Source organism: Sinomonas sp. T428B (assembly GCF_056780155.1).
In genome coordinates this window covers 2907903-2933742 of the sequence record NZ_JBRAZR010000001.1, presented here as the reverse complement: position 1 = coordinate 2933742, position 25840 = coordinate 2907903, and the positions used below count along the sequence as shown (strand labels likewise).

The 25840-nt window shown below is 68.7% G+C and carries 36 protein-coding genes; 33 read left to right on the top strand and 3 right to left on the bottom strand.

Features of this window, described 5'->3' with window-relative positions:
• Positions 1 to 41: 41 nt before the first annotated feature.
• Positions 42 to 1583: a GH1 family beta-glucosidase gene (locus ACUYMY_RS13595; protein WP_481704069.1), complete on the bottom strand. Its 1542-nt coding sequence runs from the start codon at positions 1581 to 1583 to the stop codon at positions 42 to 44.
• 398 nt (positions 1584 to 1981) lie between these two features.
• Here ACUYMY_RS13595 and rpsJ point away from each other — a divergent pair, with 398 nt between their 5' ends.
• Genes rpsJ through rpsQ form a run of 11 tightly spaced genes read left to right on the top strand, consistent with a single transcriptional unit; the run spans position 1982 to position 7326 of the window.
• On the top strand, positions 1982 to 2290 hold the full coding sequence (gene rpsJ, locus ACUYMY_RS13590) for a 30S ribosomal protein S10 (RefSeq protein WP_043119398.1): 309 nt from the start codon (positions 1982 to 1984) through the stop codon (positions 2288 to 2290).
• 20 nt (positions 2291 to 2310) lie between these two features.
• Complete coding sequence (rplC, locus tag ACUYMY_RS13585; RefSeq protein ID WP_481704068.1) at positions 2311 to 2961, top strand: 50S ribosomal protein L3; 651 nt, start codon at positions 2311 to 2313, stop codon at positions 2959 to 2961.
• A gap of 4 nt (positions 2962 to 2965) precedes the next feature.
• Positions 2966 to 3583 carry a 50S ribosomal protein L4 gene (gene rplD, locus ACUYMY_RS13580; RefSeq protein WP_481704067.1) on the top strand — a complete coding sequence of 206 codons (618 nt, stop codon included), beginning with the start codon at positions 2966 to 2968 and terminating at the stop codon, positions 3581 to 3583.
• Positions 3580 to 3882, top strand: a complete 303-nt coding sequence (rplW, locus tag ACUYMY_RS13575; RefSeq protein WP_481704066.1) for a 50S ribosomal protein L23 — start codon at positions 3580 to 3582, stop codon at positions 3880 to 3882. The genes rplD and rplW overlap by 4 nt, the downstream gene beginning before the upstream one ends.
• Before the next feature lie 30 nt (positions 3883 to 3912).
• Positions 3913 to 4752 (top strand): 50S ribosomal protein L2, encoded by an 840-nt coding sequence (gene rplB, locus ACUYMY_RS13570; RefSeq protein ID WP_481704065.1) that lies wholly within the window; start codon positions 3913 to 3915, stop codon positions 4750 to 4752.
• A gap of 12 nt (positions 4753 to 4764) precedes the next feature.
• Positions 4765 to 5046, top strand: a complete 282-nt coding sequence (gene rpsS / locus ACUYMY_RS13565; RefSeq protein WP_345884064.1) for a 30S ribosomal protein S19 — start codon at positions 4765 to 4767, stop codon at positions 5044 to 5046.
• 56 nt (positions 5047 to 5102) lie between these two features.
• Positions 5103 to 5468, top strand: coding sequence for a 50S ribosomal protein L22 (gene rplV, locus ACUYMY_RS13560; RefSeq protein ID WP_481704064.1), 366 nt, complete (start codon positions 5103 to 5105; stop codon positions 5466 to 5468).
• Positions 5469 to 6296 carry a 30S ribosomal protein S3 gene (gene rpsC, locus ACUYMY_RS13555; RefSeq protein ID WP_481704063.1) on the top strand — a complete coding sequence of 276 codons (828 nt, stop codon included), beginning with the start codon at positions 5469 to 5471 and terminating at the stop codon, positions 6294 to 6296. It abuts the gene before it with no gap.
• On the top strand, positions 6297 to 6713 hold the full coding sequence (gene rplP / locus ACUYMY_RS13550) for a 50S ribosomal protein L16 (protein WP_481704062.1): 417 nt from the start codon (positions 6297 to 6299) through the stop codon (positions 6711 to 6713).
• Positions 6714 to 6715: 2 nt separating this feature from the next.
• Positions 6716 to 7027 (top strand): 50S ribosomal protein L29, encoded by a 312-nt coding sequence (gene rpmC / locus ACUYMY_RS13545; RefSeq protein ID WP_481704061.1) that lies wholly within the window; start codon positions 6716 to 6718, stop codon positions 7025 to 7027.
• Positions 7024 to 7326, top strand: coding sequence for a 30S ribosomal protein S17 (rpsQ, locus tag ACUYMY_RS13540; RefSeq protein WP_481704060.1), 303 nt, complete (start codon positions 7024 to 7026; stop codon positions 7324 to 7326). Before rpmC ends, rpsQ begins: the two co-directional genes overlap by 4 nt.
• A 143-nt stretch (positions 7327 to 7469) precedes the next feature.
• Here rpsQ and ACUYMY_RS13535 read toward each other — a convergent pair whose 3' ends face one another.
• Positions 7470 to 8510 carry a hypothetical protein gene (locus ACUYMY_RS13535; RefSeq protein ID WP_481704059.1) on the bottom strand — a complete coding sequence of 347 codons (1041 nt, stop codon included), beginning with the start codon at positions 8508 to 8510 and terminating at the stop codon, positions 7470 to 7472.
• Between the two features lie 489 nt (positions 8511 to 8999).
• Between ACUYMY_RS13535 and rplN the strand changes: the two genes are divergently transcribed.
• From rplN to ACUYMY_RS13430, 21 genes are all read left to right on the top strand, one after another.
• The gene (gene rplN, locus ACUYMY_RS13530; RefSeq protein WP_043119386.1) at positions 9000 to 9368 is read left to right on the top strand and encodes a 50S ribosomal protein L14; all 369 of its coding nucleotides are present in this window, start codon (positions 9000 to 9002) and stop codon (positions 9366 to 9368) included.
• 3 nt (positions 9369 to 9371) lie between these two features.
• Positions 9372 to 9734 (top strand): 50S ribosomal protein L24, encoded by a 363-nt coding sequence (gene rplX, locus ACUYMY_RS13525; protein ID WP_481704058.1) that lies wholly within the window; start codon positions 9372 to 9374, stop codon positions 9732 to 9734.
• Positions 9734 to 10312, top strand: coding sequence for a 50S ribosomal protein L5 (gene rplE / locus ACUYMY_RS13520; RefSeq protein ID WP_481704057.1), 579 nt, complete (start codon positions 9734 to 9736; stop codon positions 10310 to 10312). Before rplX ends, rplE begins: the two co-directional genes overlap by 1 nt.
• 76 nt (positions 10313 to 10388) lie before the next feature.
• Complete coding sequence (gene rpsH / locus ACUYMY_RS13515) at positions 10389 to 10787, top strand: 30S ribosomal protein S8 (protein ID WP_481704056.1); 399 nt, start codon at positions 10389 to 10391, stop codon at positions 10785 to 10787.
• An 18-nt stretch (positions 10788 to 10805) separates the two neighbouring features.
• Positions 10806 to 11342 (top strand): 50S ribosomal protein L6, encoded by a 537-nt coding sequence (gene rplF / locus ACUYMY_RS13510; protein WP_481704055.1) that lies wholly within the window; start codon positions 10806 to 10808, stop codon positions 11340 to 11342.
• Between the two features lie 2 nt (positions 11343 to 11344).
• Positions 11345 to 11728, top strand: coding sequence for a 50S ribosomal protein L18 (gene rplR / locus ACUYMY_RS13505; protein WP_481704054.1), 384 nt, complete (start codon positions 11345 to 11347; stop codon positions 11726 to 11728).
• Between the two features lie 32 nt (positions 11729 to 11760).
• Positions 11761 to 12423, top strand: a complete 663-nt coding sequence (gene rpsE / locus ACUYMY_RS13500; protein WP_481704053.1) for a 30S ribosomal protein S5 — start codon at positions 11761 to 11763, stop codon at positions 12421 to 12423.
• A 3-nt stretch (positions 12424 to 12426) separates the two neighbouring features.
• On the top strand, positions 12427 to 12633 hold the full coding sequence (gene rpmD / locus ACUYMY_RS13495; protein WP_481704052.1) for a 50S ribosomal protein L30: 207 nt from the start codon (positions 12427 to 12429) through the stop codon (positions 12631 to 12633).
• A 2-nt stretch (positions 12634 to 12635) separates the two neighbouring features.
• Positions 12636 to 13097 (top strand): 50S ribosomal protein L15, encoded by a 462-nt coding sequence (gene rplO, locus ACUYMY_RS13490; protein ID WP_077491072.1) that lies wholly within the window; start codon positions 12636 to 12638, stop codon positions 13095 to 13097.
• 377 nt (positions 13098 to 13474) lie between these two features.
• Positions 13475 to 14791 carry a preprotein translocase subunit SecY gene (gene secY, locus ACUYMY_RS13485; protein WP_481704051.1) on the top strand — a complete coding sequence of 439 codons (1317 nt, stop codon included), beginning with the start codon at positions 13475 to 13477 and terminating at the stop codon, positions 14789 to 14791.
• Positions 14788 to 15369: an adenylate kinase gene (locus ACUYMY_RS13480; RefSeq protein WP_481704050.1), complete on the top strand. Its 582-nt coding sequence runs from the start codon at positions 14788 to 14790 to the stop codon at positions 15367 to 15369. Before secY ends, ACUYMY_RS13480 begins: the two co-directional genes overlap by 4 nt.
• A gap of 136 nt (positions 15370 to 15505) precedes the next feature.
• Positions 15506 to 16333, top strand: a complete 828-nt coding sequence (map, locus tag ACUYMY_RS13475) for a type I methionyl aminopeptidase (RefSeq protein ID WP_481705060.1) — start codon at positions 15506 to 15508, stop codon at positions 16331 to 16333.
• A 113-nt stretch (positions 16334 to 16446) separates the two neighbouring features.
• On the top strand, positions 16447 to 17448 hold the full coding sequence (locus ACUYMY_RS13470; RefSeq protein WP_481704049.1) for a P1 family peptidase: 1002 nt from the start codon (positions 16447 to 16449) through the stop codon (positions 17446 to 17448).
• Between the two features lie 244 nt (positions 17449 to 17692).
• The gene (locus tag ACUYMY_RS13465; RefSeq protein WP_481704048.1) at positions 17693 to 18547 is read left to right on the top strand and encodes a type IV toxin-antitoxin system AbiEi family antitoxin domain-containing protein; all 855 of its coding nucleotides are present in this window, start codon (positions 17693 to 17695) and stop codon (positions 18545 to 18547) included.
• Between the two features lie 441 nt (positions 18548 to 18988).
• Complete coding sequence (gene infA, locus ACUYMY_RS13460; RefSeq protein WP_011775571.1) at positions 18989 to 19210, top strand: translation initiation factor IF-1; 222 nt, start codon at positions 18989 to 18991, stop codon at positions 19208 to 19210.
• 66 nt (positions 19211 to 19276) lie between these two features.
• Positions 19277 to 19390 carry a 50S ribosomal protein L36 gene (gene rpmJ, locus ACUYMY_RS13455; protein WP_011775570.1) on the top strand — a complete coding sequence of 38 codons (114 nt, stop codon included), beginning with the start codon at positions 19277 to 19279 and terminating at the stop codon, positions 19388 to 19390.
• A gap of 191 nt (positions 19391 to 19581) precedes the next feature.
• Complete coding sequence (rpsM, locus tag ACUYMY_RS13450; RefSeq protein WP_481704047.1) at positions 19582 to 19959, top strand: 30S ribosomal protein S13; 378 nt, start codon at positions 19582 to 19584, stop codon at positions 19957 to 19959.
• A 44-nt stretch (positions 19960 to 20003) separates the two neighbouring features.
• On the top strand, positions 20004 to 20408 hold the full coding sequence (gene rpsK / locus ACUYMY_RS13445; protein ID WP_077491065.1) for a 30S ribosomal protein S11: 405 nt from the start codon (positions 20004 to 20006) through the stop codon (positions 20406 to 20408).
• A gap of 187 nt (positions 20409 to 20595) precedes the next feature.
• Positions 20596 to 21606 carry a DNA-directed RNA polymerase subunit alpha gene (locus tag ACUYMY_RS13440; RefSeq protein WP_481704046.1) on the top strand — a complete coding sequence of 337 codons (1011 nt, stop codon included), beginning with the start codon at positions 20596 to 20598 and terminating at the stop codon, positions 21604 to 21606.
• A 60-nt stretch (positions 21607 to 21666) separates the two neighbouring features.
• On the top strand, positions 21667 to 22212 hold the full coding sequence (rplQ, locus tag ACUYMY_RS13435; protein WP_481704045.1) for a 50S ribosomal protein L17: 546 nt from the start codon (positions 21667 to 21669) through the stop codon (positions 22210 to 22212).
• Between the two features lie 34 nt (positions 22213 to 22246).
• Positions 22247 to 23206, top strand: coding sequence for a tRNA pseudouridine synthase A (locus tag ACUYMY_RS13430; RefSeq protein WP_481704044.1), 960 nt, complete (start codon positions 22247 to 22249; stop codon positions 23204 to 23206).
• Between the two features lie 27 nt (positions 23207 to 23233).
• Here the strand turns inward: ACUYMY_RS13430 and ACUYMY_RS13425 are convergent, their stop codons facing one another.
• Positions 23234 to 24880, bottom strand: coding sequence for a sensor histidine kinase (locus tag ACUYMY_RS13425; protein WP_481704043.1), 1647 nt, complete (start codon positions 24878 to 24880; stop codon positions 23234 to 23236).
• Positions 24881 to 24991: 111 nt separating this feature from the next.
• Between ACUYMY_RS13425 and ACUYMY_RS13420 the strand changes: the two genes are divergently transcribed.
• On the top strand, positions 24992 to 25789 hold the full coding sequence (locus ACUYMY_RS13420; RefSeq protein WP_481704042.1) for a response regulator transcription factor: 798 nt from the start codon (positions 24992 to 24994) through the stop codon (positions 25787 to 25789).
• Positions 25790 to 25840 lie beyond the last annotated feature (51 nt).

Genomic DNA, 25840 nt, shown 5'->3' with positions numbered 1-25840 from the left:
GTCGCGTATGCGGCGGGGTCTTCCTCGTGCCTGGACTTTCCTCATGCCTCCTCGGCGGCCGTGGCCTCCGGGCGCCGGCGGCTCTGGGCGAGGCGCCGGAGCCAGTAGTAGGAGGCCTTCGGGGTGCGCTCCTGGCTCTCGAAGTCCACGTGGATGAGCCCGAAGCGCTGGGTGTAGCCGGCCGCCCACTCGAAGTTGTCCATGAGGGTCCAGACGTACCAGCCGCGCAGGTCCACTCCCTGTGCGGCGCCGCCGGGCCCGCAGGCGGTGAGCGCCGCCTCGAGGTGACCGGAGAGGTAGTCGATCCGCTCGTCGTCGTACACGAGACCGTCCGCCTGCTCCGGCTCCGGGAAGCTCGCCCCGCTCTCGGTGATGTACACGGGCGGGAGGGCGGCGCCGTAGCGCTGCTTGAGCTCGCGCAGGACGACGCCGCAGTGCTCGGGCGAGATGGGCCAGCCGAAGCCGGTGCTCGCGTACTCGGGGAAGTCGGCGAGGTGGAACGGGACCGCCTTCATCGCCTTGGTCGCCACCACGCCATCGGGCGTCGGGCCGGGCCCGCGGCGGATGCGCGCCGGGTAGTAGTAGTTGACGCCGTAGAAGTCGATCGGCTGGTGGATCGTCGCGAGGTCCTCGGGCCTGGGGTCGCGCAGGGCGTGGAAGAATTTCCGGGCCAGTAGGGGCGGCTTGGGATAGCGGCCGAGGAGCACGGGGTCGGCGTAGAGCCGGTTGACCATGAGGTCGACGACGCGCGCGTGGATCCGGTCCAGGAGGTGCATCCCCGCGGGGTGCACGGGTGCGTGCATGTTGGTGATGCCGACGGCGCCCCGCGCGCCGGAGGCCCGCAGTGCCTGGACCGCGAGGCCGTGGGCGAGGAGCTGGTGGTGCACGGCCGGCATGGAGTCGAAGAGCAGCTGCTTGCCCGGGGCGTGGATCCCGACGGCGTAGCCGTTGAGGGTGACCGAGACGGGCTCGTTGAGGGTGATCCACCGGTCCACGCGGTCGCCGAAGCGGCGCCCCGCCTCGGCGGCGTACTCGCCGCAGCGCTCGGCCGTCTCGCGGCTGAGCCACCCGCCGTCGAGCTCGAGGGGGAGCGGCGTGTCCCAGTGGTACAGCGTCGCCATGGGGGAGAGGCCGAGCTCGAGCATCCGGTCGATGAGGCGGTCGTAGAAGGCCCAGCCCTTCTCGTTCCACGCGCCCCGTCCGTTCGGCTGGACCCGCGGCCACGCGATCGAGAAGCGGTAGGAGTCCACCCCGAGGTCCGCGGCGAGCCGCAGGTCCTCGTCGCTGCGGTGGTAGTGGTCGCACGCGACCGCTGCCGAATGGCCAAGCGCGATGGCCCCGGGCTTCTCCGTGAAGCGGTCCCAGCCGCTCGGGCCGCGCCCGTCCTCGTTCAGGGCGCCCTCGATCTGGAACGCGGCCGTCGCGACGCCGAGGACGAAGTCGGGCGGGATGCGGGCGGCGAGGCGGTCGACGGCGGAGGGGGCCAGGGCGGGCGTCTCGCCTGGGGCGGCTTCCGCGGGCGGCGTGGCGAGGCCGAGGGGCGGCGGTGCCTCGTCGGCGTCCTGCGGGTCCGCGGTGGGCATGGGACCATGATCCTCACGCGGCGCCGGGAGGGCAATGGGGGGTCCGGGGGCCGCGGCCGGCCGCTCGAAGGCCCGATTCGCTATCCCCGCGGATCTCTGGCAGACTAGATGAGTTGTTCAAGCGCTCCTTCGCGTCCCGATCCGGATAATGCCGGGTGCAGGGTCCAGGCTGGGGCCCAAATATGACCCACTTCCGCAGGATTGGCTACGGGTACGTGCGTGCGAAAATCGCGACACGCCCGACCGCGGGGGTCGGATAGGCCGGCTGTCTGAGGAACCCGGGAGGCCCGGATTCAGGCAGTGCGGCCAGTGGTGGTCAGGACCTTGAATGCTTCGGCAGCCACGTGAGCTGAAACAGAACAGTGCAGTGCTAGACAGACGAAAGCGAGTCAGGCGATATGGCGGGACAGAAGATCCGCATCCGGCTGAAGTCGTATGACCACGAGGTCATCGACACTTCGGCTCGGAAGATCGTTGAGACGGTCACGCGCGCAGGCGCAACGGTGGTCGGCCCCGTGCCGCTGCCGACGGAGAAGAACGTGTACTGCGTCATCCGCTCTCCGCACAAGTACAAGGACAGCCGCGAGCACTTTGAGATGCGCACGCACAAGCGGCTGATCGACATCATCGACCCGACGCCGAAGGCCGTCGACTCGCTCATGCGTCTCGACCTGCCGGCCGACGTCAACATCGAAATCAAGCTCTAGAGGGAGGTGCTGAGAGAACTATGACCACGACCCGCAACGTGAAGGGCCTGCTGGGCACGAAGCTCGGCATGACCCAGGTCTGGGACGAGAACAACAAGCTCATCCCCGTCACTGTCGTTAAGGCTGACTCCAACGTCATCACGCAGCTGCGCAACGCCGAGACCGACGGCTACACCGCGGTCCAGATCGGCTACGGCCAGATTGACCCCCGCAAGGTCAACAAGCCGCTCACCGGCCACTTCGAGAAGGCCGGCGTGACCCCCCGCCGCCACCTCGTCGAGGTGCGCACGGCCGACGCCGAGGCATACGAGCTGGGCCAGGAGCTCTCGGTTGAGCTCTTCGAGGCCGGCCAGAAGATCGACGTCGTCGGCACCACCAAGGGCAAGGGCTTCGCCGGTGTCATGAAGCGCCACGGCTTCTCCGGCGTCGGCGCCTCGCACGGTGCCCACAAGAACCACCGCAAGCCCGGCTCCATCGGCGCTTGCGCCACCCCGGGCCGCGTCTTCAAGGGTCTGCGCATGGCTGGCCGCATGGGCAACGAGCGCCACACGACCCTCAACCTCACCGTCCACGCCGTGGACACCGAGAAGTCGCTGCTCCTCATCAAGGGTGCCCTTCCGGGTGCCCGCGGCTCGGTCGTCCTCGTCCGCACCGCCGTGAAGGGAGCCTGAACTCATGGCTAACACTGTGAACGTCGAACTTCCCGCCGAGATCTTCGACGCCCAGACCAACGTGCCGCTGCTGCACCAGGTCGTCGTCGCCCAGCTCGCCGCCGCGCGCCAGGGCACGCACTCGACCAAGTCCCGCGGCGAGGTTGCCGGCGCCGGCCGCAAGCCGTTCAAGCAGAAGGGCACCGGCCGCGCCCGTCAGGGTTCCGTCCGCGCCCCGCACATGACCGGCGGTGGCGTCGTGCACGGCCCGACCCCGCGCGACTACAGCCAGCGCACCCCCAAGAAGATGAAGGCCGCCGCCCTCCGCGGTGCCCTCTCGGACCGCGCCCGCAACGGCCGCATCCACGTCGTGGAGTCCCTGGTCACCGGCGAGAAGCCGAACACCAAGGCCGCCCTCGGCGTCCTGCGCTCCGTGTCCGAGCGCAAGAACCTTCTTGTCGTGCTCGACCGCGCTGACGAGCTTGGCGCCCTGTCCGTGCGCAACCTCACCGAGGTGCACGCACTGTACGCGGACCAGCTCAACACGTACGACGTGCTCGTCTCCGACGACGTGGTCTTCACCAAGGCCGCCTTCGACTCGTTCGTTGCGGCGAAGTCCAAGAACGAGGAGGGCTCCAAGTGAGCAGCACCTACAAGGACCCGCGCGACGTCATCCTCGCGCCGGTCGTCTCCGAGAAGAGCTACGGCCTGATCGACGAGGGCAAGTACACGTTCCTCGTGGACCCGCGCTCGAACAAGACCGAGATCAAGCTCGCGATCGAGAAGATCTTCTCGGTCAAGGTTGACTCGATCAACACTCTCAACCGTGCCGGCAAGCGCAAGCGCACCAAGTTCGGATGGGGTCAGCGCAAGAGCACCAAGCGTGCGATTGTCACCCTCAAGGACGGCACGATCGACATCTTCGGCGGTCCGCTCGCCTGAGCGGAGACCACTTTAACGAGGAACAGGTAAATGGCAATCCGTAACTACAAGCCGACTACGCCGGGCCGCCGTGGCTCGAGCGTGGCCGACTTCGCAGAAATCACGCGTTCGACGCCGGAGAAGTCCCTGGTTCGCCCGCTCCCCAAGAAGGGCGGCCGCAACAACACGGGCAAGATCACGACGCGCCACAAGGGTGGCGGGCACAAGCGCCAGTACCGTCTGATCGACTTCCGCCGCCACGACAAGGACGGCGTCGACGCCAAGGTCGCTCACATCGAGTACGACCCCAACCGCACGGCTCGCATCGCCCTCCTGCACTACGTCGACGGCACGAAGCGCTACATCATCGCGCCGAACAAGCTCGCCCAGGGCGACATCGTCGAGTCCGGCCCGGACGCCGACATCAAGCCCGGCAACAACCTGCCGCTGCGCAACATCCCGGTCGGTACCGTGATCCACGCCGTCGAGCTCCGCCCCGGTGGCGGCGCCAAGATGGCCCGCTCCGCCGGTGCCTCGGTCCAGCTCGTGGCGCGCGAGGGCAAGTACGCCCAGCTCCGCCTGCCGTCGGGCGAGGTCCGCAACGTCGACGTCCGCTGCCGCGCGACCGTCGGCGAGGTCGGCAACGCCGAGCAGTCGAACATCAACTGGGGCAAGGCCGGCCGCATGCGCTGGAAGGGCGTCCGCCCGACCGTCCGCGGTGTCGCCATGAACCCGGTCGACCACCCGCACGGTGGTGGTGAGGGCAAGACGTCCGGTGGTCGTCACCCCGTCAACCCCAACGGCAAGCCCGAGGGCCGCACCCGCCGCCCGAACAAGGCGAGTGACAACCTCATTGTCCGTCGTCGTCGTACTGGCAAGAACAAGCGATAGGAGCCTGGACACATGCCACGCAGCCTGAAGAAGGGTCCTTTCGTTGACCAGCACCTCTTCGTGAAGGTCGCCAAGGAAAACGAGAAGGGCACCAAGAACGTCATCAAGACCTGGTCCCGCCGCTCGATGATCGTCCCCGACATGCTCGGGCACACGATCGCCGTGCACGACGGACGCAAGCACGTCCCGGTCTTCGTCACCGAGTCGATGGTCGGGCACAAGCTCGGCGAATTCGCCCCGACGCGGACTTTCCGCGGCCACGTGAAGGACGACAAGAAGGGCAAGCGCCGCTGATTCCTGCCGCAAGGCAGGCCCAGCAGCGCTGAGCTCTGAGAAAGAGAAGGAAAGCAATGGAAGCCAAGGCTATTGCGCGGCACATCCGCGTGACGCCGATGAAGGCCCGGCGCGTCGTCAACCTTGTTCGTGGCAAGCAGGCGAATGAGGCTCTGGCGATCCTGAAGTTCGCCCAGCAGGCAGCTTCGGAGCCGGTCTACAAGGTCCTCGCGTCCGCAGTCGCGAACGCCCGGGTCCTCGCCGACCGCGACGGGATCGCGTTCGACGAGAGCGACCTCTACATCAGCGAGGCGTTCGTCGACGAGGGGCCGACCATGAAGCGGTTCCAGCCGCGTGCCCAGGGCCGCGCGTACCGCATCAAGAAGCGCACCAGCCACATCACCGTGGTCGTCGCGACGCCCGAGAACGAGGAGGCCCGGTAAATGGGACAGAAGGTCAACCCGCACGGGTTCCGACTCGGCATCACCACGGACCACGTCTCGCACTGGTTCGCGGACAGCAACAAGCCCGGCCAGCGCTACAAGGACTTCGTCCGTGAGGACGTCAAGATCCGCCAGCTCATGACCACGGGCATGGAGCGCGCCGGCATCGCCAAGGTCGAGATCGAGCGCACCCGCGACCGCGTCCGCGTGGACATCCACACGGCCCGCCCGGGCATCGTCATCGGCCGCCGCGGCGCCGAGGCCGACCGCATCCGCGGTGAGCTCGAGAAGCTCACCGGCAAGCAGGTCCAGCTGAACATCCTCGAGGTCAAGAACCCCGAGATCGAGGCTCAGCTCGTGGCCCAGGGCATCGCGGAGCAGCTCTCGAGCCGCGTCGCGTTCCGCCGCGCCATGAAGAAGGCCATGCAGTCGGCGCAGCGCGCCGGTGCCAAGGGCATCCGCGTGGCCTGCTCGGGCCGTCTCGGCGGCGCCGAGATGTCCCGCTCGGAGTTCTACCGCGAGGGCCGTGTGCCGCTGCACACGCTCCGCGCGAACATCGACTACGGCTTCTACGAGGCCAAGACCACCTTCGGCCGCATCGGCGTGAAGGTCTGGATCTACAAGGGCGATGTGACCTCCAAGGAGCTGGCTGCCCAGGCCGCCGCCGCTCCGTCCCGTGGCCGCGGCGACCGCGGCGACCGTCCGGGTCGCCCCGGTGGCGAGCGCCGCCGTCGTCCGTCTGGCGACCGCCAGCAGCAGGCTCCGGCCGAGGCTGCTGCCCCGGCCGCCGAGGCAGCTGCCCCGGCAGCAGAAGGAGGAGAGGCTTAAATGCTTATCCCGCGTCGTGTGAAGCACCGTAAGCAGCACCACCCGGGTCGTTCCGGCGCTGCGACCGGTGGCACCAAGGTCACCTTCGGCGAGTTCGGCATCCAGGCCCTCTCCCCGGCCTACGTGACCAACCGCCAGATCGAGTCCGCTCGTATCGCCATGACCCGCCACATCAAGCGTGGCGGCAAGGTCTGGATCAACATCTACCCGGACCGTCCGCTGACCAAGAAGCCTGCCGAGACCCGCATGGGTTCCGGTAAGGGTTCGCCGGAGTGGTGGGTCGCCAACGTCAAGCCGGGCCGTGTGCTCTTCGAGCTCTCCGGTGTGAACGAAGACGTGGCGCGCGAGGCCCTTCGCCTTGCCATCCACAAGCTCCCGTTGAAGGCGCGCATCGTGCGCCGCGAAGGTGGTGAATGAGAATGGCAGTCGGTTCGAAGGATCTGACGGCTGAGAAGCTCGACCAGCTGGACAACGAGCGCCTGTTCGAGGAGCTCAAGAAGGCCAAGGAAGAGCTGTTCAACCTGCGCTTCCAGTCGGCCACCGGCCAGCTCGAGAACCACGGCCGCCTGCGCGCCGTGAAGAAGGACATCGCGCGCATCTACACCGTCCTGCGTGAGCGCGAGCTCGGCATCCGTGCGGAGGCTGCGCCCGCCGTCGTGGACGCCAAGGACGAGAAGAAGGCGTCCAAGAAGGCTGACAAGGCCGAGTCCGCCGAGGAGGACGCCAAGTGAGCGAGAACCAGGAGAACACCGTGGCAGAGAACGCTGCCCCTGCCCACGAGCGTGGTTACCGCAAGACCGCCCGCGGCTACGTCGTGTCCGACAAGATGGACAAGACGATCGTCGTCGAGGTCGAGGACCGCGTGAAGCACTCGCTCTACGGCAAGGTCATCCGCCGCACCGAGAAGCGCAAGGCCCACGACGAGAACAACACCGCCGGCATCGGCGACCTCGTTCTCATCGCGGAGACCCGCCCGCTCTCCGCCACCAAGCGGTGGCGCCTCGTCGAGATCCTCGAGAAGGCCAAGTAACCAGGCCCCTCGCGGATCCCGCGGATTTCGGAAGGCCCGTCCCCTCGCGGGGGCGGGCCTTCCGCCGTCTCCCGTATCGGCATGTATCTCGACGTGGGTCCCTGGACGGCCCCGGCAGTTCGGTTCCCGCCGTGAAGTGCGCTTCAAGCGCACTTGATGGCGAAAGCCGAACTGCGCGACGGCCGAAGCCCGGAGACGACGAGCAGGCCGCGGAGGCGGGAAGGCCTTTCGAGGTCAGACCAGGTCCAGCGGATCACGGGATGGCCGAGCGCGAGGAGCCGGTTCTCCCGCCTCTTCTCGCGCTTGATGACCACGACGGGGTCCTGGCCGTCGGTCATCCTTGCATTGAAGTACTTGCCCCAGCCATCCATCTCGCCGACCCGCTCCTTGCCGGATCCAGTCGCCGGCGCCCCTGGTCCGGTGGGCCACGCGAAGTCGGTGTGACCGATGATGCCCAGGGCATCCGAAAACTCCCGCTGGAGTTCCGGCTCGGGGAAGCCGAAGAGCAGCATGAGCGCCCGGCTGACCGACTCGCCGGGAGACTGCGCGCCTGCCCGGGCGAGGGCGGCGATGGCTGCCGCGCGTCGTCGATGGGTCTGGAACGCTAGCGCCTCGATAGATGCGAGCACCGATGCCCGGTCCAGCAGCGGGGTCCAGGGGTCGAGGCGCAGCACGCCATCCGCAACTGTCAGTGCCCGAGCAAACTTGGCATGGACCATGGACTCGACGAGGGCCTGGGCGACGGGCACGGCCGCGTATTCACCGACGGGTTCGCGCTCGAGGACGACGTGGTGGTGCCGCCGAACCCGCGGGGGAGCCAGCGAGCGAGCGCGCTCGGCGAGGTCAGAGGCCCCCGCCACGGCGAACGTCGCGGCATTGACGCCAAGCCTCGTGGTCGACGACGTTGCGACGTCGATGGTGGGAGGAGCCTTCACGACGGGGAGGCCCCTGAGGAAGAGTGCCGTCTCTCCGCAGTAGACGGCGCCGGGGTTGGCCCACGAGTGTGCCGCGAGGGCGAGCCTGAACCGCGAGGGCTCGTCGAGGGAGACCCAGGCCTCGGTGGACACGTAGCTGCCCCGGCGCAGCCTGATCAGGTCGCCAGCGGCGAAGGGACGCCTCGGGTCCGTGTCCCGTACAAGGAGGTCGAGCAGGTCCGCGGGCTGAGGGTTCGCTGGTGCAGTCATGCCCTCAGCCTCGTGGCAGTCTGCCTCCTCGGACCGGTGGAACGGGGCCTATGTGGATGACACGCCGCAGTTGATTCCCGGGAGGAGATGTCGGGCAGTTCAGCTCTCGCCGTGGAGTGCTCTTCAAGCGCACTTCTCGGCGAGAAGCGCACTGCCCGTGGCCGGACTGCGGGGGTGCCGGGCGGCCGGGGGCGGATGCGGAGTGGACAGGGGCGGCGTGGTACGATATTGAGCTTGTACGGCTGGCTCCGCCATGCCGTCGCAACACCTCGTGAACTTTTCGTGCCACCGCATAATGCCCTTCATCCCGGAAGGGAGCGCCCCGGCGCTGCCCTCGGGCAGGAAGGGGACACATGCGTGCGGCACGGAGGTTCAGGTCCGACTCTGGCCACATCCAGGCGGATCGAGAGACACCCCATCAACCGTTCCGCAAGGCTCGTACCGCAGCAGGACCGCGGCCCGAGAACCGGCGAGACGTAAGGAGTAGAAGTGATTCAGCAGGAGTCGCGGCTCAAGGTCGCCGACAACACGGGTGCGAAGGAAATCCTCACCATCCGCGTTCTCGGTGGTTCCGGTCGCCGCTACGCAGGCATCGGCGACGTCATCGTCGCCACCGTCAAGGACGCGATCCCTGGCGGCAACGTGAAGAAGGGCGACGTCGTCAAGGCTGTCGTCGTCCGCACCAAGAAGGAGCGCCGCCGCGCGGACGGCTCCTACATCAAGTTCGACGAGAACGCGGCAGTCATCCTCAAGAACGACGGCGACCCCCGTGGTACCCGCATCTTCGGCCCGGTTGGCCGCGAGCTGCGCGACAAGAAGTTCATGAAGATCGTCTCGCTGGCTCCGGAGGTGCTCTGACTCATGGGCGCAAAGATCAAGAAGGGCGACCTGGTCCAGGTCATCACCGGCTCCAAGCAGGACAAGGGCGGTGACAAGGGCAAGCAGGGCAAGGTCCTGAAGGTGTTCCCCGAGACGAGCAAGGTTCTCGTCGAGGGCATCAACCGCGTCACCAAGCACGTCAAGGCCGGCCAGACCCAGCGCGGCACCAAGACCGGCGGCATCGAGCAGGTCGAGGCCCCGATCCACGTTTCGAACGTGGCCCTCGTGGACCCCGAGACCAAGAAGCCCACCAAGGTCGGCTTCCGCCTCGAGACCGTGGAGAAGGACGGCGTCTCCAAGACCGTCCGCATCCGCTACTCCAAGGCCACCGGGAAGGACATCTGATGACTGAGACTGTCGAGACTCCGGTCAAGATCGTGCCCCGTCTGAAGACGAAGTACGCCGAGAGCATCAAGCAGGCCCTCAACGAGGAGTTCAAGTACGAGAACGTCAACCAGGTCCCGCGCCTGGTCAAGGTTGTCGTGAACATGGGCGTCGGCGACGCCGCCAAGGACTCCAAGCTCATCGAGGGCGCTGTTCGCGACCTGACCCTCATCACGGGCCAGAAGCCGCAGGTCACCAAGGCCCGCAAGTCGATCGCCCAGTTCAAGCTGCGTGAGGGCATGCCGATCGGCGCCTTCGCGACGCTGCGCGGCGACCGCATGTGGGAGTTCGTGGACCGCCTCGTGACGCTCGCTCTGCCGCGTATCCGCGACTTCCGCGGCCTCTCCGGGAAGCAGTTCGACGGCAACGGCAACTACACGTTCGGCCTCACCGAGCAGGTGATGTTCCACGAGATCGATCAGGACAAGATCGACCGCCTCCGCGGCATGGACATCACGGTTGTCACGACCGCCAAGACCGACGCCGAGGGCCGCGCGCTCCTCAAGGCGCTGGGCTTCCCGTTCAAGAACGAAGACTGAATCACTACATGAAAGGTCCGTCCCGCGCCCGAGTGGCACGGGAGGGAAACCGTCATGAGGAAGGGCACGAGCCCACATGACTATGACTGATCCCGTCGCAGACATGCTTACCCGTCTGCGCAACGCCAATGCGGCCTACCACGACGCGGTGACCATGCCGTCGTCGAAGCTCAAGGTCCGCGTTGCTGAGATCCTTAAGGCCGAGGGCTACATCGCCGGCTACAAGGAAGAGGACGCCGAGGTCGGCAAGAAGCTGACCCTGGACCTCAAGTTCGGCCCCAACCGCGAGCGTTCGATCGCCGGTGTGCGCCGCATCTCCAAGCCGGGCCTCCGCGTGTACGCGAAGTCCACGAACCTCCCGCACGTCCTGGGCGGCCTCGGCATCGCCATCCTGTCGACCTCTTCTGGGCTCCTGACCGACCGTCAGGCCGCCAAGAAGGGCGTGGGCGGCGAAGTCCTCGCATACGTCTGGTAAGGGAAGGAAGAAGAAGATATGTCCCGCATTGGACGTCTCCCCATCACCGTCCCGGCCGGCGTCGAGGTCAAGGTCGACGGCTCCCTGGTGACCGTGAAGGGCGCCAAGGGCGAGCTGACCCACACCGTGGCCAGCCCCATCGAGGTCGCACTCGAGGACACCACCATCTCGGTGACCCGCCCGAACGACGAGCGCCTCTCGCGCTCGCTGCACGGCCTGACCCGCACCCTCATCTTCAACATGATCGAGGGCGTGACCAAGGGCTACGAGAAGAAGCTCGAGATCGTCGGCACCGGTTACCGCGTGCAGGCCAAGGGCTCGGACCTCGAGTTCGCGCTCGGCTTCTCTCACCCGGTGAACATCACGGCGCCTGAGGGCATCACGTTCACCGTCGAGGGTCCGACGAAGTTCTCGGTCTCCGGCATCAACAAGCAGCAGGTCGGCGAGGTCGCTGCCAACATCCGCAAGCTGCGCAAGCCCGACCCGTACAAGGGCAAGGGCATTCGCTACGCCGGCGAGGTTGTCCGCCGCAAGGTCGGAAAGGCTGGTAAGTAACCATGGGTCTGGGCATCAACAAGAAGCGCGTGGCCAAGTCCAAGCAGCAGGCTCGGGCTCGCCGTCACTTCCGCCTCCGCAAGCGCATCGTCGGTTCGGCCGAGCGCCCCCGCCTGGTCGTGAACCGCTCCTCGCGCCACGTGTTCGTCCAGGTTGTCGACGACAGCAAGGGCATCACCCTGGCCTCGGCCTCGACGCTCGAGGCCGACCTCCGGGCGTTCGACGGCGACAAGACCGCCAAGGCCAAGCGCGTCGGCGAGCTCATCGCCGAGCGTGCCAAGGCTGCCGGCATCGAGGCCGTCGTGTTCGACCGCGGTGGCAACAAGTACCACGGCCGCGTGGCTGCGATCGCGGACGGCGCACGTGAAGGTGGGCTGGCCCTGTGACCGCAGAGAACGCAAACGCAGAGAAGGTTAACGTGACCGAGCAGAATGCAACCGAGGCTGCTGAGTCCGCTCCCGCCACCGAGGAGCGCCGCGGCGGTCGTCGTGGCGAGGGTCGCGGCCAGGGCCGCGGCGAGCGCGGTGGCCGTGGCGGCCGTGACCAGCGTGACGCCGAGAAGAGCCAGTTCATCGAGCGCGTGGTGACCATCAACCGCGTTGCCAAGGTCGTCAAGGGCGGCCGTCGCTTCAGCTTCACCGCCCTCGTGGTGGTGGGTGACGGCAACGGTCTCGTCGGCGTCGGCTACGGCAAGGCCAAGGAGGTCCCCGCGGCCATCGCCAAGGGCGTTGAGGAGGCGAAGAAGTCCTTCTTCCGCGTCCCGCGCGTCGGCACGACGGTCCCGCACCGCGTGCAGGGTGAGGCCGCCGCAGGCGTCGTCATGCTGCGCCCGGCCGCCCCGGGTACCGGTGTGATCGCCGGTGGTCCGGTCCGCGCCGTGCTCGAGTGCGTCGGCATCCACGACGTCCTGTCCAAGTCCCTGGGTTCCTCGAACGCCATCAACATCGTCCACGCGACGGTTGAGGCGCTCAAGAGCCTCGAGGAGCCGCAGTCCGTGGCCGCCCGCCGTGGCCTGGCCCTGGACGAGGTGGCCCCGGCCGCCCTGGTGCGCAACCTCCAGAACTCGAAGGCAGGTGCATGAGTCGTGGCGAAGAACCTGACTCCCTCCGACGCGACGTTGGAGATCACCCAGATTAAGGGCGTCATCGGCGCCAAGCAGAACCAGCGCGACACCCTGCGCTCGCTCGGCCTCAAGCGGATCGGCCACACGGTCGTCCGCAAGGCCGACGCGATCACCGTGGGCTACGTCAACACGGTTCCGCACCTCGTGAAGGTTGAGGAGGCGAAGTAGGAATGGCAGAGAACGAGAAGAGCTCCGCGCTCAAGGTCCACCACCTGCGTCCTGCTGCCGGTGCCAAGACTGCCAAGACCCGTGTCGGTCGTGGTGAGGGCTCCAAGGGCAAGACCGCTGGCCGTGGCACGAAGGGCACGAAGGCCCGCTACCAGGTCAAGGCCGGCTTCGCCGGCGGGCAGCTCCCGCTGCACATGCGCCTGCCGAAGCTCCGCGGCTTCAAGAACCCGTTCCGGGTCGAGTACCAGGTCGTGAACCTGGACAAGCTCTCCGAGCTGTTCCCGGAGGGTGGCGCCGTGAGCGTGGAGGCCCTCGTCGAGAAGGGCGCCGTCCGCAAGAACGAGCCCGTCAAGGTCCTCGGCTCCGGCGACATCACCGTCAAGGTCGATGTCACGGCGCACGCCTTCTCCGCGTCCGCCGCGGAGAAGATCGCCGCCGCCGGCGGCTCCACCACCGTCCTCTAAGGACGGAACCGGAGCGCAGCGGCGAGCTGTGAAGCGCTAGGCCGCCGTCGCCGTCGTACGTGTTATGCGTACGACGGCGGCGGCGGCCTTTCGCGTTCGGCGAGCCGGGCGTGCGGAGGGAGAGCACAGGTACGACGGCGGCGGCGGCCTTTTCGCGTTCGGCGAGCCGAGCGTGCGGAGGGAGAGCACAGGTACGACGGCGGCGGCGGCCTTTTCGCGTTCGGCGCGTCCTGTGTGCCGCTCGGCGCAGCGAAACGAGTGCTGATTATCCGCTCAGAGGCCCCTGCCGCTAGACTCAAGAGCTGGACCCCAGCTCCGGTAGGCCACCCATGCCCCGGAGCCCACGACCCTACATTCCTCGGATGGGGAGGAGAAGCGTGCTTTCTGCGATCGGCCGGGCTTTCCGGACGCCCGACCTGCGGCGCAAGCTGCTGTTCACGCTGGGCATCATCACGATCTTCCGCCTGGGCGCCTTCATCCCCGCGCCGGGAGTCAACTACGCCAACGTTCGCCAGTGCCTCGATCCCGCGGTGACGGGCGGGCAGACCGGCATCTACCAGCTCATGAACCTGTTCAGCGGCGGCGCGCTGCTGCAGGTCTCGGTCTTCGCGCTCGGCATCATGCCGTACATCACGGCGTCGATCATCGTCCAGCTCCTGCGCGTGGTGATTCCGCGGTTCCAGGAGCTCTATGACGAGGGCGCCGCGGGCCAGAGCAAGCTCACGCAGTACACGCGGTACCTCACGATCGCCCTCGGCCTGCTGAATGCGACGACGCTCGTCTCGCTCGTGCGCTCGGGGCAGCTGTTCCCGAACTGCCAGCTGCCGATCATCCCGGACCAGAGCATCATCACGACCCTGCTCGTGGTCATCACGCTCACGGCCGGCACGGGCCTCATCATGTGGCTCGGGGAGCTCGTGACGGAGAAGGGCATCGGCAACGGCATGTCGCTGCTCATCTTCACCTCGATCGTGGCGGCGTTCCCGACCGCGCTCGGGGCCATCTGGACCTCGAAGGGCCCGGGCACCTTCTTTGTGGTCCTCGCGATCGGCCTCGTCACGACGGCGCTCGTCATCTTCGTCGAGCAGTCCCAGCGCCGCGTCCCGGTGCAGTACGCGAAGCGCATGATCGGCCGCCGCACGGTCGGGGGGACGAGCACGTACATCCCGATCAAGGTCAACATGGCCGGCGTCATCCCCGTGATCTTCGCGTCCTCGATGCTGTACCTGCCTGCCCTGATCGCGCAGTTCAACACCCCGACGGACGGCTCGCCGATCCCTGGCTGGGTCGAGTGGATCAACAACAACCTCACCCGCGGGGACCACCCGATCTACATGGCGGTCTACTTCGCCATGATCATCTTCTTCACATACTTCTACGTCGCGATCACCTTCAACCCCGAAGAGGTCTCCGACAACATGAAGAAGTACGGGGGCTTCATCCCCGGCATCCGCGCCGGGAAGCCCACTGCGGACTACCTGCAGTACGTACTTTCGCGCATCACGCTGCCGGGCGCCCTGTACCTCGGCATCGTGGCTCTCATCCCGCTTGTCGCCCTCGTGCTCGTGAACGCGAACCAGAACTTCCCGTTCGGCGGCACGTCGATCCTCATCATGGTGGGCGTGGGTCTCGAGACGGTCAAGCAGATCGATGCGCAGCTCCAACAGCGACACTACGAAGGACTACTGCGATGACGAGAATGCTGCTCATTGGCCCTCCCGGATCCGGCAAGGGCACCCAGGCCGAACGGATCTCGGACCGCCTCGGCATCGTCGCGATCTCCACCGGCGACATCTTCCGCTTCAACGTCAAGGAGCAGACCCCGCTGGGGCTCGAGGCGAAGAAGTACATGGACGCCGGCGACTTCGTTCCGGACAGCGTGACGAACGACATGGTCCGCGACCGCCTCTCCCAGGACGACACGGCCAACGGCTTCCTCCTTGACGGGTACCCGCGCACCGTCGCGCAGGTCGAGTACCTTGACGGGATCCTCGCCGAGAAGGGCCAGTCCCTCGACGTCGTCCTGCAGCTCACGGCGGACGACGAGGAGCTCGTGACCCGGCTGCTCAACCGCGCCCAGGAGACGGGCCGCAGCGACGACACCGAGACCGTGATCCGGCACCGGCTGGACCTCTACCACGAGCAGACCGAGCCGGTCGTGGCCCGGTACGAGGAGCGCGGCGCGCTGACCCGCGTCGACGGCATCGGCGCCATCGACGACGTCACCGACCGCGTGCTCGCTGCGATCGAGAGCGTCCGCTCGGCCTCCTGACCGGGGGTCGCAGTCGGCGGGACGCACGACGACGAGGGGCGCCGCCCGCGGGGATCACACCTTGCGGACGGCGCCCTGTCCATGAGACGAGAGTGTCGAGGACGCGAGGGTGTCCACGACAGGAGAGAGGACGGCTGTGATCGGCCAGCGGAAGATCGAGTACAAGAACAACGGGCAGCTGCGCATCATGGCTGAGGCCGGGGCGCTCCTGTGCCGTGCCCTCGATGCAGCCGTGGCCGCCGCCGTCCCCGGCGCGACGACGGACGACCTCGACGCGGCCTTCGCCGCCGTCGTGGACGCCGCCGGCGCGCAGTACAACTTCCTCGGCTACCACGGGTACCCCAAGCACATCTGCGTCTCGGTCAACGACGAGGTCGTCCACGGCATCCCCGGTGAGCGCGTGCTCGCTGACGGGGACGTCGTCTCGATCGACGGCGGCTGCGTGGTCCGCGGCTGGCACGCCGACTCCGCGCGCACGGTGATCGTGGGTGAGGCGGACCCGGAGGACGCCCGGCTCTCCGAGGTCACTCGCCAGGCCATGTGGCACGGTATCGCCGCCTTCGCGCACGGGAGCTACATCGGGGACATCGGCGACGCCATCGACGACTTCGTCTCCGGCCAGGACGGCGCCCCGCTCGGCATCCTCGAGGACTACGTGGGCCACGGCATCGGCTCCCAGATGCACATGGCGCCCGACGTGCTCAACTACCGCACCGGGCACCGCGGGGCCAAGATCAAGCCCGGCATGGCGCTCGCGATCGAGCCGATGCTCGTGCGCGGATCGATCGACACGAAGGTGCTCGACGACGAGTGGACCGTCGTGACGACCGACGGCTCGCGGGCCTCCCAGTGGGAGCACTCCGTGGCGCGGCACGCCGGCGGGATCTGGGTTCTCACCGCGCCCGACGGCGGCGCGTCCGAGCTCGAGCCGCTCGGCGTCACGCCGGTGCCGATCCCGGCATAGCGCCCCCAGCCACGCGCGACGGCGCCGCCCGCCTGCGGAAGGCGGGCGGCGCCGTCGTGCGTCTGGTGTGGTGCGCGCGTCCGGCCGCCCCTCGGCGCGGCAGAATGGGCCGCATGGGTTCCCTCCTCGACGTCCCCGGCCTGCGCGTCGGCCATGCCCAGCGGACCGGCGGCGGCTGGCTCACGGGCGTGACGGCCGTGCTCGCCCCGCCCGGGACCGCAGGCGGCGCCGACGTCCGGGGCGGCGGCCCCGGCACCATCGAGACCGACGCCCTCGACCCCTCGACCCTCGTGCAGACCGTCGACGGCGTCGCGCTCTGCGGCGGGAGCGCCTACGGGCTCGCCGCGGCCGCCGGCGTCCAGCTGTACCTCGAGTCCGTCGGGCAGGGGTACGGCGTGCTGGGCGGCGTCGTGCCGATCGTCCCGGGCGCCGTGATCTTCGACCTCGGCCGGGGCGGGGACTTCGCGGCCCGCCCCGACACGGCGATGGGCTTCGCCGCGGCGGCGGCCGCCGTCGGTCTCGGAGACCTGAAGGACACCGACGACGTCGGGCTGCGGGGCTGCGTCGGGGCCGGCACCGGTGCGGTGCTTGGCCGCGGGCTGTACAAGGGCGGGGTCGGGATGGCCTCGCAGGCCCTGGCCGGGGGACCCGTGCCGGGGCCGCCGGGGGCGCCGGAGGTCGTGCTGCCGGAGGGGATCGTGGTGGGGGCCCTCGCCGTCGTCAACGCCGCGGGGCTGCCCGTCTTCCCGGGGCAGCCGGTCGCGGCGGTGGGAACCGGGGCGGCGCCGGTCGGGCCGAACACGACCCTCGCCGTCGTGGGCACGAACGCGGCCCTGACCCCGGCGGAGTGCCGCCGGCTGGCGACCGCCTCGCATGCCGGGCTCGCCCGGGCCCTCGATCCGAGCCACACGAGCGTCGACGGGGACACCGTCTTCGCGCTGTCCACGGGGGCCGTGCCACTGGCGCCGGTAGGGGACGTGGGGCGGACGGTGGCGCACGTCATGCTGCAGGCCGCGGCGGCGGAGGCCGTGCGGCTCGCGATCCTCGACGGCGTCGCCCGGGCCACCCCGGTCGAGACCCCGGCGGGCAGGTGGGACCCGTACCCCGTGCCGTGAGTGGATCCGCCGAAGGCGGGTCCGGGGACGCCGATCCGTGCAGCTTTCCCCAGAATCCTGCCACCGGCGTCGGCATGTCCCAGCTTGAGACCGCGTGTCGCACTCTCCTGTGCGGCCCTTTTGGGGAAACCTGCGCGCCGGCCCGACAGGAGCCCGCCGATCCGCGCAAGAGAAGGTTGCTCGAGTTGTCCACATGGAGAAGGCATCCCCGTTCGGGCCGCTCGGGAACGCCCACGATGGCAGAGTGGACAAGCTCCTCGAGGCCATGCGGCGGCACAATGGCGTGGCCCGAGCCAAGGAGTTGCGAGAGGCGGGGGTCAGCCGCAGGGAGCTCGAGGCTGCTCTGACCGCGGGCCTCGTCCAGCGCGTGCGCCCAGGGCTGTACGTTCTGCCCGACGCAGACCCGCTTCTGGCTCGTTGCGCAGCGACCAACTCTTTGCTTACGTGCGTGTCCGCTGCCAAGCAGCATGGCCTATGGCTGCTCCACCCCTCAGAGGTCGTGCACCTCCTACGTCCGGATGGCAAGTTCCGTTCAGACAGGGCCGTGGTTCATCGGGGAAGCTGGGCGCCGGGAGAGCCCGGTTCATTCACCGCATCCCTCATCGACACTCTCATGCATGCGTTGACATGCCTCCCGGAACTCGAGGCGCTCGTGATGGTCGAATCAGCCATTGCCCAGAAGCGGGTCTCGATCTTGGAGCTGCGCTCACGCCTGCGCGGACCGGGCAGCCTTCGGGGCCTCGCGATCCTCGACCTCGTCGACCACGGGGCCGATTCGCTGATCGAGACGCTGGCCCGGGTCCACCTCAGGCGAGCAGGGCTGCGGGTCGAGCCGCAGGTCAAGGTGGAGGGCGTCGGCTGGATGGACCACCTTGTCGAGGGCTGTGTGGACGTGGAGCTTGACGGGCAGACGCATCAGCAGCCGGCCAGCCGATACAACGACTATGCGCGGGACATCAGCGCCCAGGCGAGAGGATACGCCGTCGCACGATTCGGATATGCAGACGTGGTCTTCCGGCCCCAGCTTATGGTGCACCAGGTGCAGGAGGTGGTGGCGCGGCGTCTGGCCATGGGTGCGCTGCCGGCGCGGGCCGCGTGACGCTCCACAATCAGGAGTGTTGCCTTGTATGGTCCAAGGCACCTAACGCGGGACGGCTGGAGTGTGCAGCTTTCCCCAGAAAGGGGGGCAGGAGCGCCGACGCGCTGGCCGAATATCCAGCACACAGGCCTGCGGCCGTGGCTTCTTGAGAGACTTGCCCGACTCGCGGGACTGCTTTTTGGGGAAACTTGCTCGTCCGATATCAAGGGCTGTTGGGGAAATGCGCTGGGCGGGCACGACAGGAGCGGGCCGGACCAGGTCGCATGAGCGCCACCGCCGTGTACCATGGGCGGATTTAACTTCACGCCCCGGGTGGCGTAGCATTGATTGTTGGCTGTCGGCCCATCCATGCCCTCTGGGAGGTGCAGGGGCGTCAGCCAGAAACCATACACGTCCGTCAGGGGCCTCGTGCGCCCGGCGGCACAACAGTTAGCGGAGGCTATGGCCAAGAAGGACGGTGTCATCGAGATCGAGGGCGTCGTGACGGAAGCGCTGCCCAACGCGATGTTCCGCGTTGAGCTGACGAACAAGCACGTCGTGCTCGCACACATCTCTGGGAAGATGCGTCAGCACTACATCCGCATCCTCCCTGAGGACCGCGTGGTGGTGGAGCTCAGCCCGTACGACCTGACCCGCGGCCGGATCGTCTACCGCTACAAGTAAGCAGCGTCCGCCGGGGGCACCCGGAGGCAATGCTGACCACCTGCGACAACACGCAAAGGAAGCGCCATGAAGGTCAAGCCGAGCGTCAAGCAGATCTGCGACAAGTGCAAGGTGATCCGCCGCAACGGCCGGGTCATGGTGATCTGCGAGAACCCGCGCCACAAGCAGCGCCAGGGCTGACCCGCTGCGGGACCTCCCGCACGGAAGCAGCTCGGGCAACGCCCACGCAATAACTAGAGAAGGCAGCACAAGCTGCGCTGGGACGATTCAGGGCCCGGACAGCTGACCCCCGGCCCGGAGGCTGGGGCCGCACACGAACAGTGCGGGTGTACTGCCTACGACCTCCGGAATACACAAGGAGAACCGCCACTATGGCTCGTCTCGCTGGCGTTGACATTCCCCGCGAAAAGCGGCTGGAAATCGCGCTCACTTACATCTACGGCGTGGGTCGCACCCGTGCGAAGGAGACGCTCGCTGCCACGGGCATCAGCCCCGACGTCCGCGTGAAGGACCTCTCGGACACTGAGCTGGTCCAGCTGCGTGACTACATCGAGGGCAACTACAAGGTTGAGGGTGACCTCCGCCGCGAGGTGGCCGCCGACATCCGCCGCAAGGTCGAGATCGGCAGCTACGAGGGTCTGCGCCACCGCAAGGGCCTCCCGGTCCGCGGCCAGCGCACCAAGACCAACGCTCGTACCCGCAAGGGTCCGAAGCGCACTGTCGCCGGCAAGAAGAAGGCCGGCCGCTGATAGCGGTCGCGTCACCTGAGAACTTCACGTAGGAGAAACGCTAAATGCCCCCGAAGACTCGTGCGACGTCGGTCCGCAAGCCGCGCCGCAAGGACAAGAAGAACATCGCGCTCGGTCAGGCGCACATCAAGAGCACCTTCAACAACACCATCGTGTCCATCACGGACCCGACCGGTGCTGTGATCTCGTGGGCCTCGGCCGGCGAGGTCGGCTTCAAGGGCTCGCGCAAGTCCACCCCGTACGCCGCGCAGCAGGCCGCTGAGTCCGCCGCGAAGCGCGCCCAGGAGCACGGCCTCCGCAAGGTCGACGTGTTCGTCAAGGGCCCGGGCTCCGGCCGCGAGACCGCCATCCGCGCCCTGCAGGCTGCTGGCCTCGAGGTCGGCTCCATCCAGGACGTCACCCCCAGCGCCCACAACGGCTGCCGCCCGCCGAAGCGCCGCCGCGTCTAACAGGTTGTCGGGGCCGGCCGGTGCCGTCCGGCCGGCCGCGCGCCGTCGTGCGCTTTTTTCGAGCCAGAAGCACGACGGCGCGTGGCCGGCTGAGGCGGCCCGGCAGGCTTCATTACTGAGTTCAGACCACTTTTCCAATCCATCTGTGTTGCGTCATATAGCGGATGCTCGCTGAAAGGAAAACCTAGTGCTTATTGCACAGCGCCCCACCCTGTCTGAAGAAGCAGTATCCGAGAACCGCTCCCGCTTCGTCATCGAGCCGCTGGAGCCGGGGTTCGGCTACACCCTCGGCAACTCGCTGCGCCGCACGCTGCTGTCCTCGATCCCGGGGGCGGCCGTGACCAGCATCCGGATCGACGGCGTGCTGCACGAATTCACCACGGTTCAGGGGGTGAAGGAGGATGTCACCGAGATCATCCTCAACCTCAAGAACCTGTCCATCTCCTCGGACCAGGATGAGCCCGTCGTCGCGTACCTGCGCAAGCAGGGCCCCGGCGTCGTGACGGCCGCGGACATCGCTCCGCCGGCCGGTGTGGAGATCCACAACCCGGACCTGCACATCGCCACCCTGAACTCCAAGGGCAAGTTCGAGCTCGAGCTGACCATCGAGCGCGGCCGCGGCTACGTCTCCGCTGCCCAGAACAAGTCCGCGGACGCGGAGATCGGCCGGATCCCGGTCGACTCGATCTACTCGCCCGTGCTCAAGGTGACCTTCCGCGTGGAGGCCACCCGTGTCGAGCAGCGCACCGACTTCGACAAGCTCATCGTCGACGTCGAGACGAAGCCGGCCATCAAGCCGCGCGACGCCGTCGCCTCCGCCGGCACGACCCTCGTCGAGCTGTTCGGCCTCGCCCGCGAGCTGAACACCGCCGCCGAGGGCATCGAGATCGGCCCGTCCCCGACGGACGCCGCACTCGCCGCGGACATGGCGCTGCCGATCGAGGACCTGGACCTCACCGTGCGCTCGTACAACTGCCTCAAGCGCGAGGGCATCCACACCGTGGGTGAGCTCGTGGCCCGGTCCGAGGCGGACCTGATGGACATCCGGAACTTCGGCGCCAAGTCGATCGACGAGGTCAAGGCCAAGCTCATCGAGCTCGGCCTCTCGCTCAAGGACTCGCCTCCCGGGTTCGACCTCGCCGCTCGCGCTGCCGCGATCGACGAGGACGAGGCTCCGTTCGGCGACGACGAGCTCTAGAGAACACTTTTGCCCGCGGCCGGGTGAGACCGGCGGCGGACCACACGAGGAGAAACGACAATGCCTGCACCCGCCAAGGGTCCGCGTCTGGGCGGTGGCCCGGCGCACGAGCGCCTCATGCTCAACAACCTTGCTGCTGCTCTGTTCGAGCACAAGCGCATCACCACGACCGTGACGAAGGCCAAGCGCCTCCGCCCGGTGGCCGAGCGCCTCATCACGTTCGCCAAGCGCGGCGACCTCGCCTCGCGCCGTCGTGTCCAGGCCGCCATCTCGGCGCGCACGAACACGAACAAGGGCATCATCCACGAGCTCTTCACCGAGATCGCCCCGCAGCTCGCCGAGCGCAATGGCGGCTACACCCGCATCACCAAGATCGGCAACCGCAAGGGCGACAACGCCCCCATGGCCGTGATCGAGCTCGTCCTCGAGCCGGTCTCTGCGAAGCAGGCCGTGGTGCGCGAGGCCGAGAAGGCCACCGCCAAGGCTGCTCCGGCCGAGGTCGAGGAGACCCAGGCGGCCGAGGCTCCCGTCGAGGTCGAGGAGACCCAGGCTGAGGCCGCCGCCGAGGCTCCGGCCGAGGAGAAGAAGGCCGACGACGCCAAGTAAGGCGCCGTGACTCGGCCCCACTAGACTGGGGCGCATGAGTTCCGAGAAGGCCCCCGTTCCCGCTTCAGGGAACGGGGGCCTTCCCGCGTCCGGCGACGGTGAATCTGGCGCCGATGCCGGCGCCGAGGCGCGCGTCCGCGTTCGCCTCGACCTCGCGTACGACGGCGGCCCCTTCAGCGGGTGGGCCGTCCAGCCAGGGCTCCGCACGGCCCAGGGCACGCTCGAGGAGGCGCTCGCCCTCATCCTCCGCCGGCCGGTGCGCGTCGTCGTCGCCGGCCGCACCGACGCGGGCGTGCACGCGCGCGGGCAGGTCGTGCACCTGGACCTGGCCGAGGGCGAGTGGCAGCAGCTCGTGCGCCGCTCGGCCGAGGCACCGGAGACCGTCCTCGTCCGGCGCCTGCGCGGAGCCCTGAGCCGTGCGCTCGGGGAGGCGACGGGCGCACTCGAGGTGCGCTCCGCCGTCGTGCCTCCCCAGGGCTTCGACGCGCGCTTCTCCGCCCTGTGGCGCCGCTACTCCTACCGGATCGCGGACCGGCCCGAGCACTGGGACCCGCTCCTGCGCGGGATCACCCTCTGGCACAAGGCCCCGCTCGACGTCGGCCGGATGAACGGCGCCGCCGCGCAGCTGCTCGGCCTCCAGGACTTCCTCGCCTTCTGCAAGCCCCGTGAGGGCTCCACGACCGTGCGCGAGCTCCAGGAGTTCTCCTTCGAGCGGACGCACGACGGCGTGGTGCTCGCCCATGTGCGCGCCGACGCCTTCTGCCACAACATGGTCCGGGCGCTCGTGGGCTCCGCGCTGCGCGTCGGCGAGGGCCTTGAGCGGACGGAGTGGCTGCACGAGCGGATGCTGGCGCGCGTGCGCGACGCCAAGACGCGGCTCGCGCCGGCCCACCCGCTCGTGCTCGAGGAGGTCGGCTACCCGGAGACGGCCGAGGGGCTCGCCTCCCGCGCCGAGCAGACCCGGGCCCTGCGGGACGCGATCGACGCCGGCTGAGCCGCGCTGGGCCGCTTCGGGGAGCGCCTACGACGCCGCCGGGATCCTGAGCGTGAAGAGGCTCCCGCGCTCCGGCTCGCTCTCGAATCCGAGCTCGCCGCCGTGCCGCTCGGCGATCATGCGGGTGATCGCGAGCCCCAGGCCCATGCCCGGGATGTGGGCGCGTCTGGCGGCGTCACTGCGGAAGAAGCGCTCGAAGACGCGGGGCTGGTCCTCGGGCCGGATGCCCATGCCCGTGTCGGCGACGCCGATCGTGATCCACCCGTCGTCCGCGTGGGCGCTGAGCGTGACCGTCCCGCCCGAGGGCGAGTACTTGATCGCGTTCGAGAGGAGGTTGTCCACGGCCTGGCCGATGCGGAAGGGGTCCGCCTGAGCCGGGAGCGGGTCCTCTACGTCGACGTCGATCCGGATCCGGGCCGCCTTCGCCACCGGTTGGGCGGACTCGGCGCGCTCGAGGAGCGTCTCGGCGAGGTCCGTGGGCACGGGACGCACGGGCAGCCTCTCGGACGAGGAGGCAAGGAGGTCGGTCGCGAGGCGCAGGAGCCGCTCGGCGCTGGCATGGGCCACGCCGAGGCGGCTGACGGCGGGCTGGGAAAGCCCCGGGTCGTCGAGGACGAGCTCGACGTGGCCCAGGACCGAGGTCAAGGGGGAGCGGAACTCGTGCGCCACGGTCCGCACGAGCTCGGCCTTGGCATCGACGGCGCGCATGAGGTCCGTGACGTCGTCGAACGTCGCCACGGCGCCGCCGTTGGGCCCGTCGAGGGGGAGGCTGCGGACGGCGAGGGCCCGGGCGGCGTCGCCCTCGCCGAGCCAGAACACCTCGCCATGGAGGGGCTCGCGGTTGGCGGCGCGGCGGAGCGGGTGCTGGTCGGGCTCGACGGGGGTGCGCCCGTCCTGCATCCGCAGGGGGAGGTCGGCGAGGTTGACCGCCCTGAGGCCGCCCGTCACGCCGGCATCCTCGAGGAGGGACAGGAAGCGCCGGTTCGCCCGCAGGGGGCGGGCGTCCTCCGAGAGGGCCACGATGCCTGTGTCGACAGCGTCGAAGATCGCGGCGAGCAGTCGCTCCGCCGTCTGCGCCTGGTCGAGGAGGCCGCGCAGTTGCTCCCGCTGGCGCTCGAGTTCCCTTGCCTGGGTGCGCAGCCCGGCCCCCGCGGCGCGGATGGCGAGGGCGACGGTGAACATCCCCAGCGGCAGGACGATGGTGCCGGTCACCTGGCCCGGGGTGGGGTTGGGCAGGCCCGACAAGAGGTTGGGCAACGCGATCGCGAAGGGCGCGAGGAGGCTCAGGGGGAGGACCCACGCGGCGCGCATGGTCGAGGCGGCCAGCCAGATGACCGGGAAGACGGCGAGGTTGCCGACCCCCACGATCTGGCCCTCGCCATTGCGCAAGATCCAGATCGAGACGAGGTCGAGGAGCGGGATGGCCAGGGGCGCGTTCTCCGGCAGGCGCTCCCATGGCACCGACAGGCACGCGATGCCGAGCACGACCTGGAGGCCGAATCCGATGACGAGGCCCCACGGCGCCTTGGCCCCCGCTGCCGGGAGTTGGGTGGTCGCGGCGACGACAATGAACGCGGTGAGGGGCAACTGGCAGAACGCCACCCGCGCACGCGGCCCAAGCCGGCGGAAGACCAGGCTCGCCCGGCTGACCAGCGCCTGCTCGCTGACGGTCACGGTGCTCCTTCGCAATGGTTTGCCATGTCAAGTCATGCCATGCTTCTAGCAGTCATTCTGCGACACAAAAACTAAGCTGGGAATGACGCGCGTGTCGACAGGAGGACAGGAATGGACGAAATGGGCACGGCTCTCGTCGTCGAGGATGACGACGACGTCAGGCAGCTACTGCGCGACATCCTCGAGCAGGCGGGCTTCACGGTGCACACGGCGTCGTCAGGCCGCGAGGGGGTCGAGCTCGCGCGCGAGCACAGCCCGGTGGTGGTGACGCTCGATATCGGGCTGCCGGACTTCGACGGGCTCGAGGTGCTCCGGCGGATCCGCCAGATGACGGACGCCTACATCGTCATGCTCACGGGCCGGGAGGACGAGACGGACACGCTCCTGGCCCTCCAGGCCGGGGCCGACGACTACATGACCAAGCCCTTCCGGCCCCGCGAGCTGCGGGCCCGGCTTGCTGCGATGCTCCGCCGGCCGCGGTCCTCGGTCGCGCTCGCGTCCACCGGGGACCCGGCGGCGGCCGCTACGCCGCACGCCGCGGCGCCGCCCGCCGTCGTGCCCCGCGCCGCCCAGCCCTCCCACGTCATCCAGCACAACGGGCTCACGGTGGATACCGCGACGCGGACGGCGACCCTCGAGGGCCAGGAGCTGGACCTCACCCGCAGCGAGTTCGACCTCCTGCGGGCGCTCCTGACCGGGGGCGGGCGCGTCCTGACCCGGTCCGAGCTCGTGCGCGTGGCCCGGGGCGACAGGTTCCGAGTCGACGCCTACATCAGCGAGGCGGACGAGCGTGCCGTCGAGGTCCACATCGGCAACCTGCGCAAGAAGCTTGCCGACGATCCGCGCAGCCCCCGCTGGCTCATCACGGTGCGCGGCGTGGGGTACCGGCTAGCGCCGTCGCGGGGATAGGTGACCCCGCATCGTTGGGAGGTGACCCCGCATCGTTGGGAGGTGACCCCG

Coding starts and splice junctions, on each gene's coding strand:
- ACUYMY_RS13595 (WP_481704069.1), bottom strand. CDS start 1,583: ATGCCCACCGCGGACCCGCAGGACGCCGACGAGGCACCGCCGCCCCTC.
- rpsJ (WP_043119398.1), top strand. CDS start 1,982: ATGGCGGGACAGAAGATCCGCATCCGGCTGAAGTCGTATGACCACGAG.
- rplC (WP_481704068.1), top strand. CDS start 2,311: ATGACCACGACCCGCAACGTGAAGGGCCTGCTGGGCACGAAGCTCGGC.
- rplD (WP_481704067.1), top strand. CDS start 2,966: ATGGCTAACACTGTGAACGTCGAACTTCCCGCCGAGATCTTCGACGCC.
- rplB (WP_481704065.1), top strand. CDS start 3,913: ATGGCAATCCGTAACTACAAGCCGACTACGCCGGGCCGCCGTGGCTCG.
- rpsS (WP_345884064.1), top strand. CDS start 4,765: ATGCCACGCAGCCTGAAGAAGGGTCCTTTCGTTGACCAGCACCTCTTC.
- rplV (WP_481704064.1), top strand. CDS start 5,103: ATGGAAGCCAAGGCTATTGCGCGGCACATCCGCGTGACGCCGATGAAG.
- rpsC (WP_481704063.1), top strand. CDS start 5,469: ATGGGACAGAAGGTCAACCCGCACGGGTTCCGACTCGGCATCACCACG.
- rplP (WP_481704062.1), top strand. CDS start 6,297: ATGCTTATCCCGCGTCGTGTGAAGCACCGTAAGCAGCACCACCCGGGT.
- rpmC (WP_481704061.1), top strand. CDS start 6,716: ATGGCAGTCGGTTCGAAGGATCTGACGGCTGAGAAGCTCGACCAGCTG.
- ACUYMY_RS13535 (WP_481704059.1), bottom strand. CDS start 8,510: ATGACTGCACCAGCGAACCCTCAGCCCGCGGACCTGCTCGACCTCCTT.
- rplX (WP_481704058.1), top strand. CDS start 9,372: ATGGGCGCAAAGATCAAGAAGGGCGACCTGGTCCAGGTCATCACCGGC.
- rplE (WP_481704057.1), top strand. CDS start 9,734: ATGACTGAGACTGTCGAGACTCCGGTCAAGATCGTGCCCCGTCTGAAG.
- rpsH (WP_481704056.1), top strand. CDS start 10,389: ATGACTATGACTGATCCCGTCGCAGACATGCTTACCCGTCTGCGCAAC.
- rplF (WP_481704055.1), top strand. CDS start 10,806: ATGTCCCGCATTGGACGTCTCCCCATCACCGTCCCGGCCGGCGTCGAG.
- rplR (WP_481704054.1), top strand. CDS start 11,345: ATGGGTCTGGGCATCAACAAGAAGCGCGTGGCCAAGTCCAAGCAGCAG.
- rplO (WP_077491072.1), top strand. CDS start 12,636: ATGGCAGAGAACGAGAAGAGCTCCGCGCTCAAGGTCCACCACCTGCGT.
- ACUYMY_RS13480 (WP_481704050.1), top strand. CDS start 14,788: ATGACGAGAATGCTGCTCATTGGCCCTCCCGGATCCGGCAAGGGCACC.
- ACUYMY_RS13470 (WP_481704049.1), top strand. CDS start 16,447: ATGGGTTCCCTCCTCGACGTCCCCGGCCTGCGCGTCGGCCATGCCCAG.
- infA (WP_011775571.1), top strand. CDS start 18,989: ATGGCCAAGAAGGACGGTGTCATCGAGATCGAGGGCGTCGTGACGGAA.
- rpmJ (WP_011775570.1), top strand. CDS start 19,277: ATGAAGGTCAAGCCGAGCGTCAAGCAGATCTGCGACAAGTGCAAGGTG.
- rpsM (WP_481704047.1), top strand. CDS start 19,582: ATGGCTCGTCTCGCTGGCGTTGACATTCCCCGCGAAAAGCGGCTGGAA.
- rpsK (WP_077491065.1), top strand. CDS start 20,004: ATGCCCCCGAAGACTCGTGCGACGTCGGTCCGCAAGCCGCGCCGCAAG.
- rplQ (WP_481704045.1), top strand. CDS start 21,667: ATGCCTGCACCCGCCAAGGGTCCGCGTCTGGGCGGTGGCCCGGCGCAC.
- ACUYMY_RS13430 (WP_481704044.1), top strand. CDS start 22,247: ATGAGTTCCGAGAAGGCCCCCGTTCCCGCTTCAGGGAACGGGGGCCTT.
- ACUYMY_RS13420 (WP_481704042.1), top strand. CDS start 24,992: ATGGACGAAATGGGCACGGCTCTCGTCGTCGAGGATGACGACGACGTC.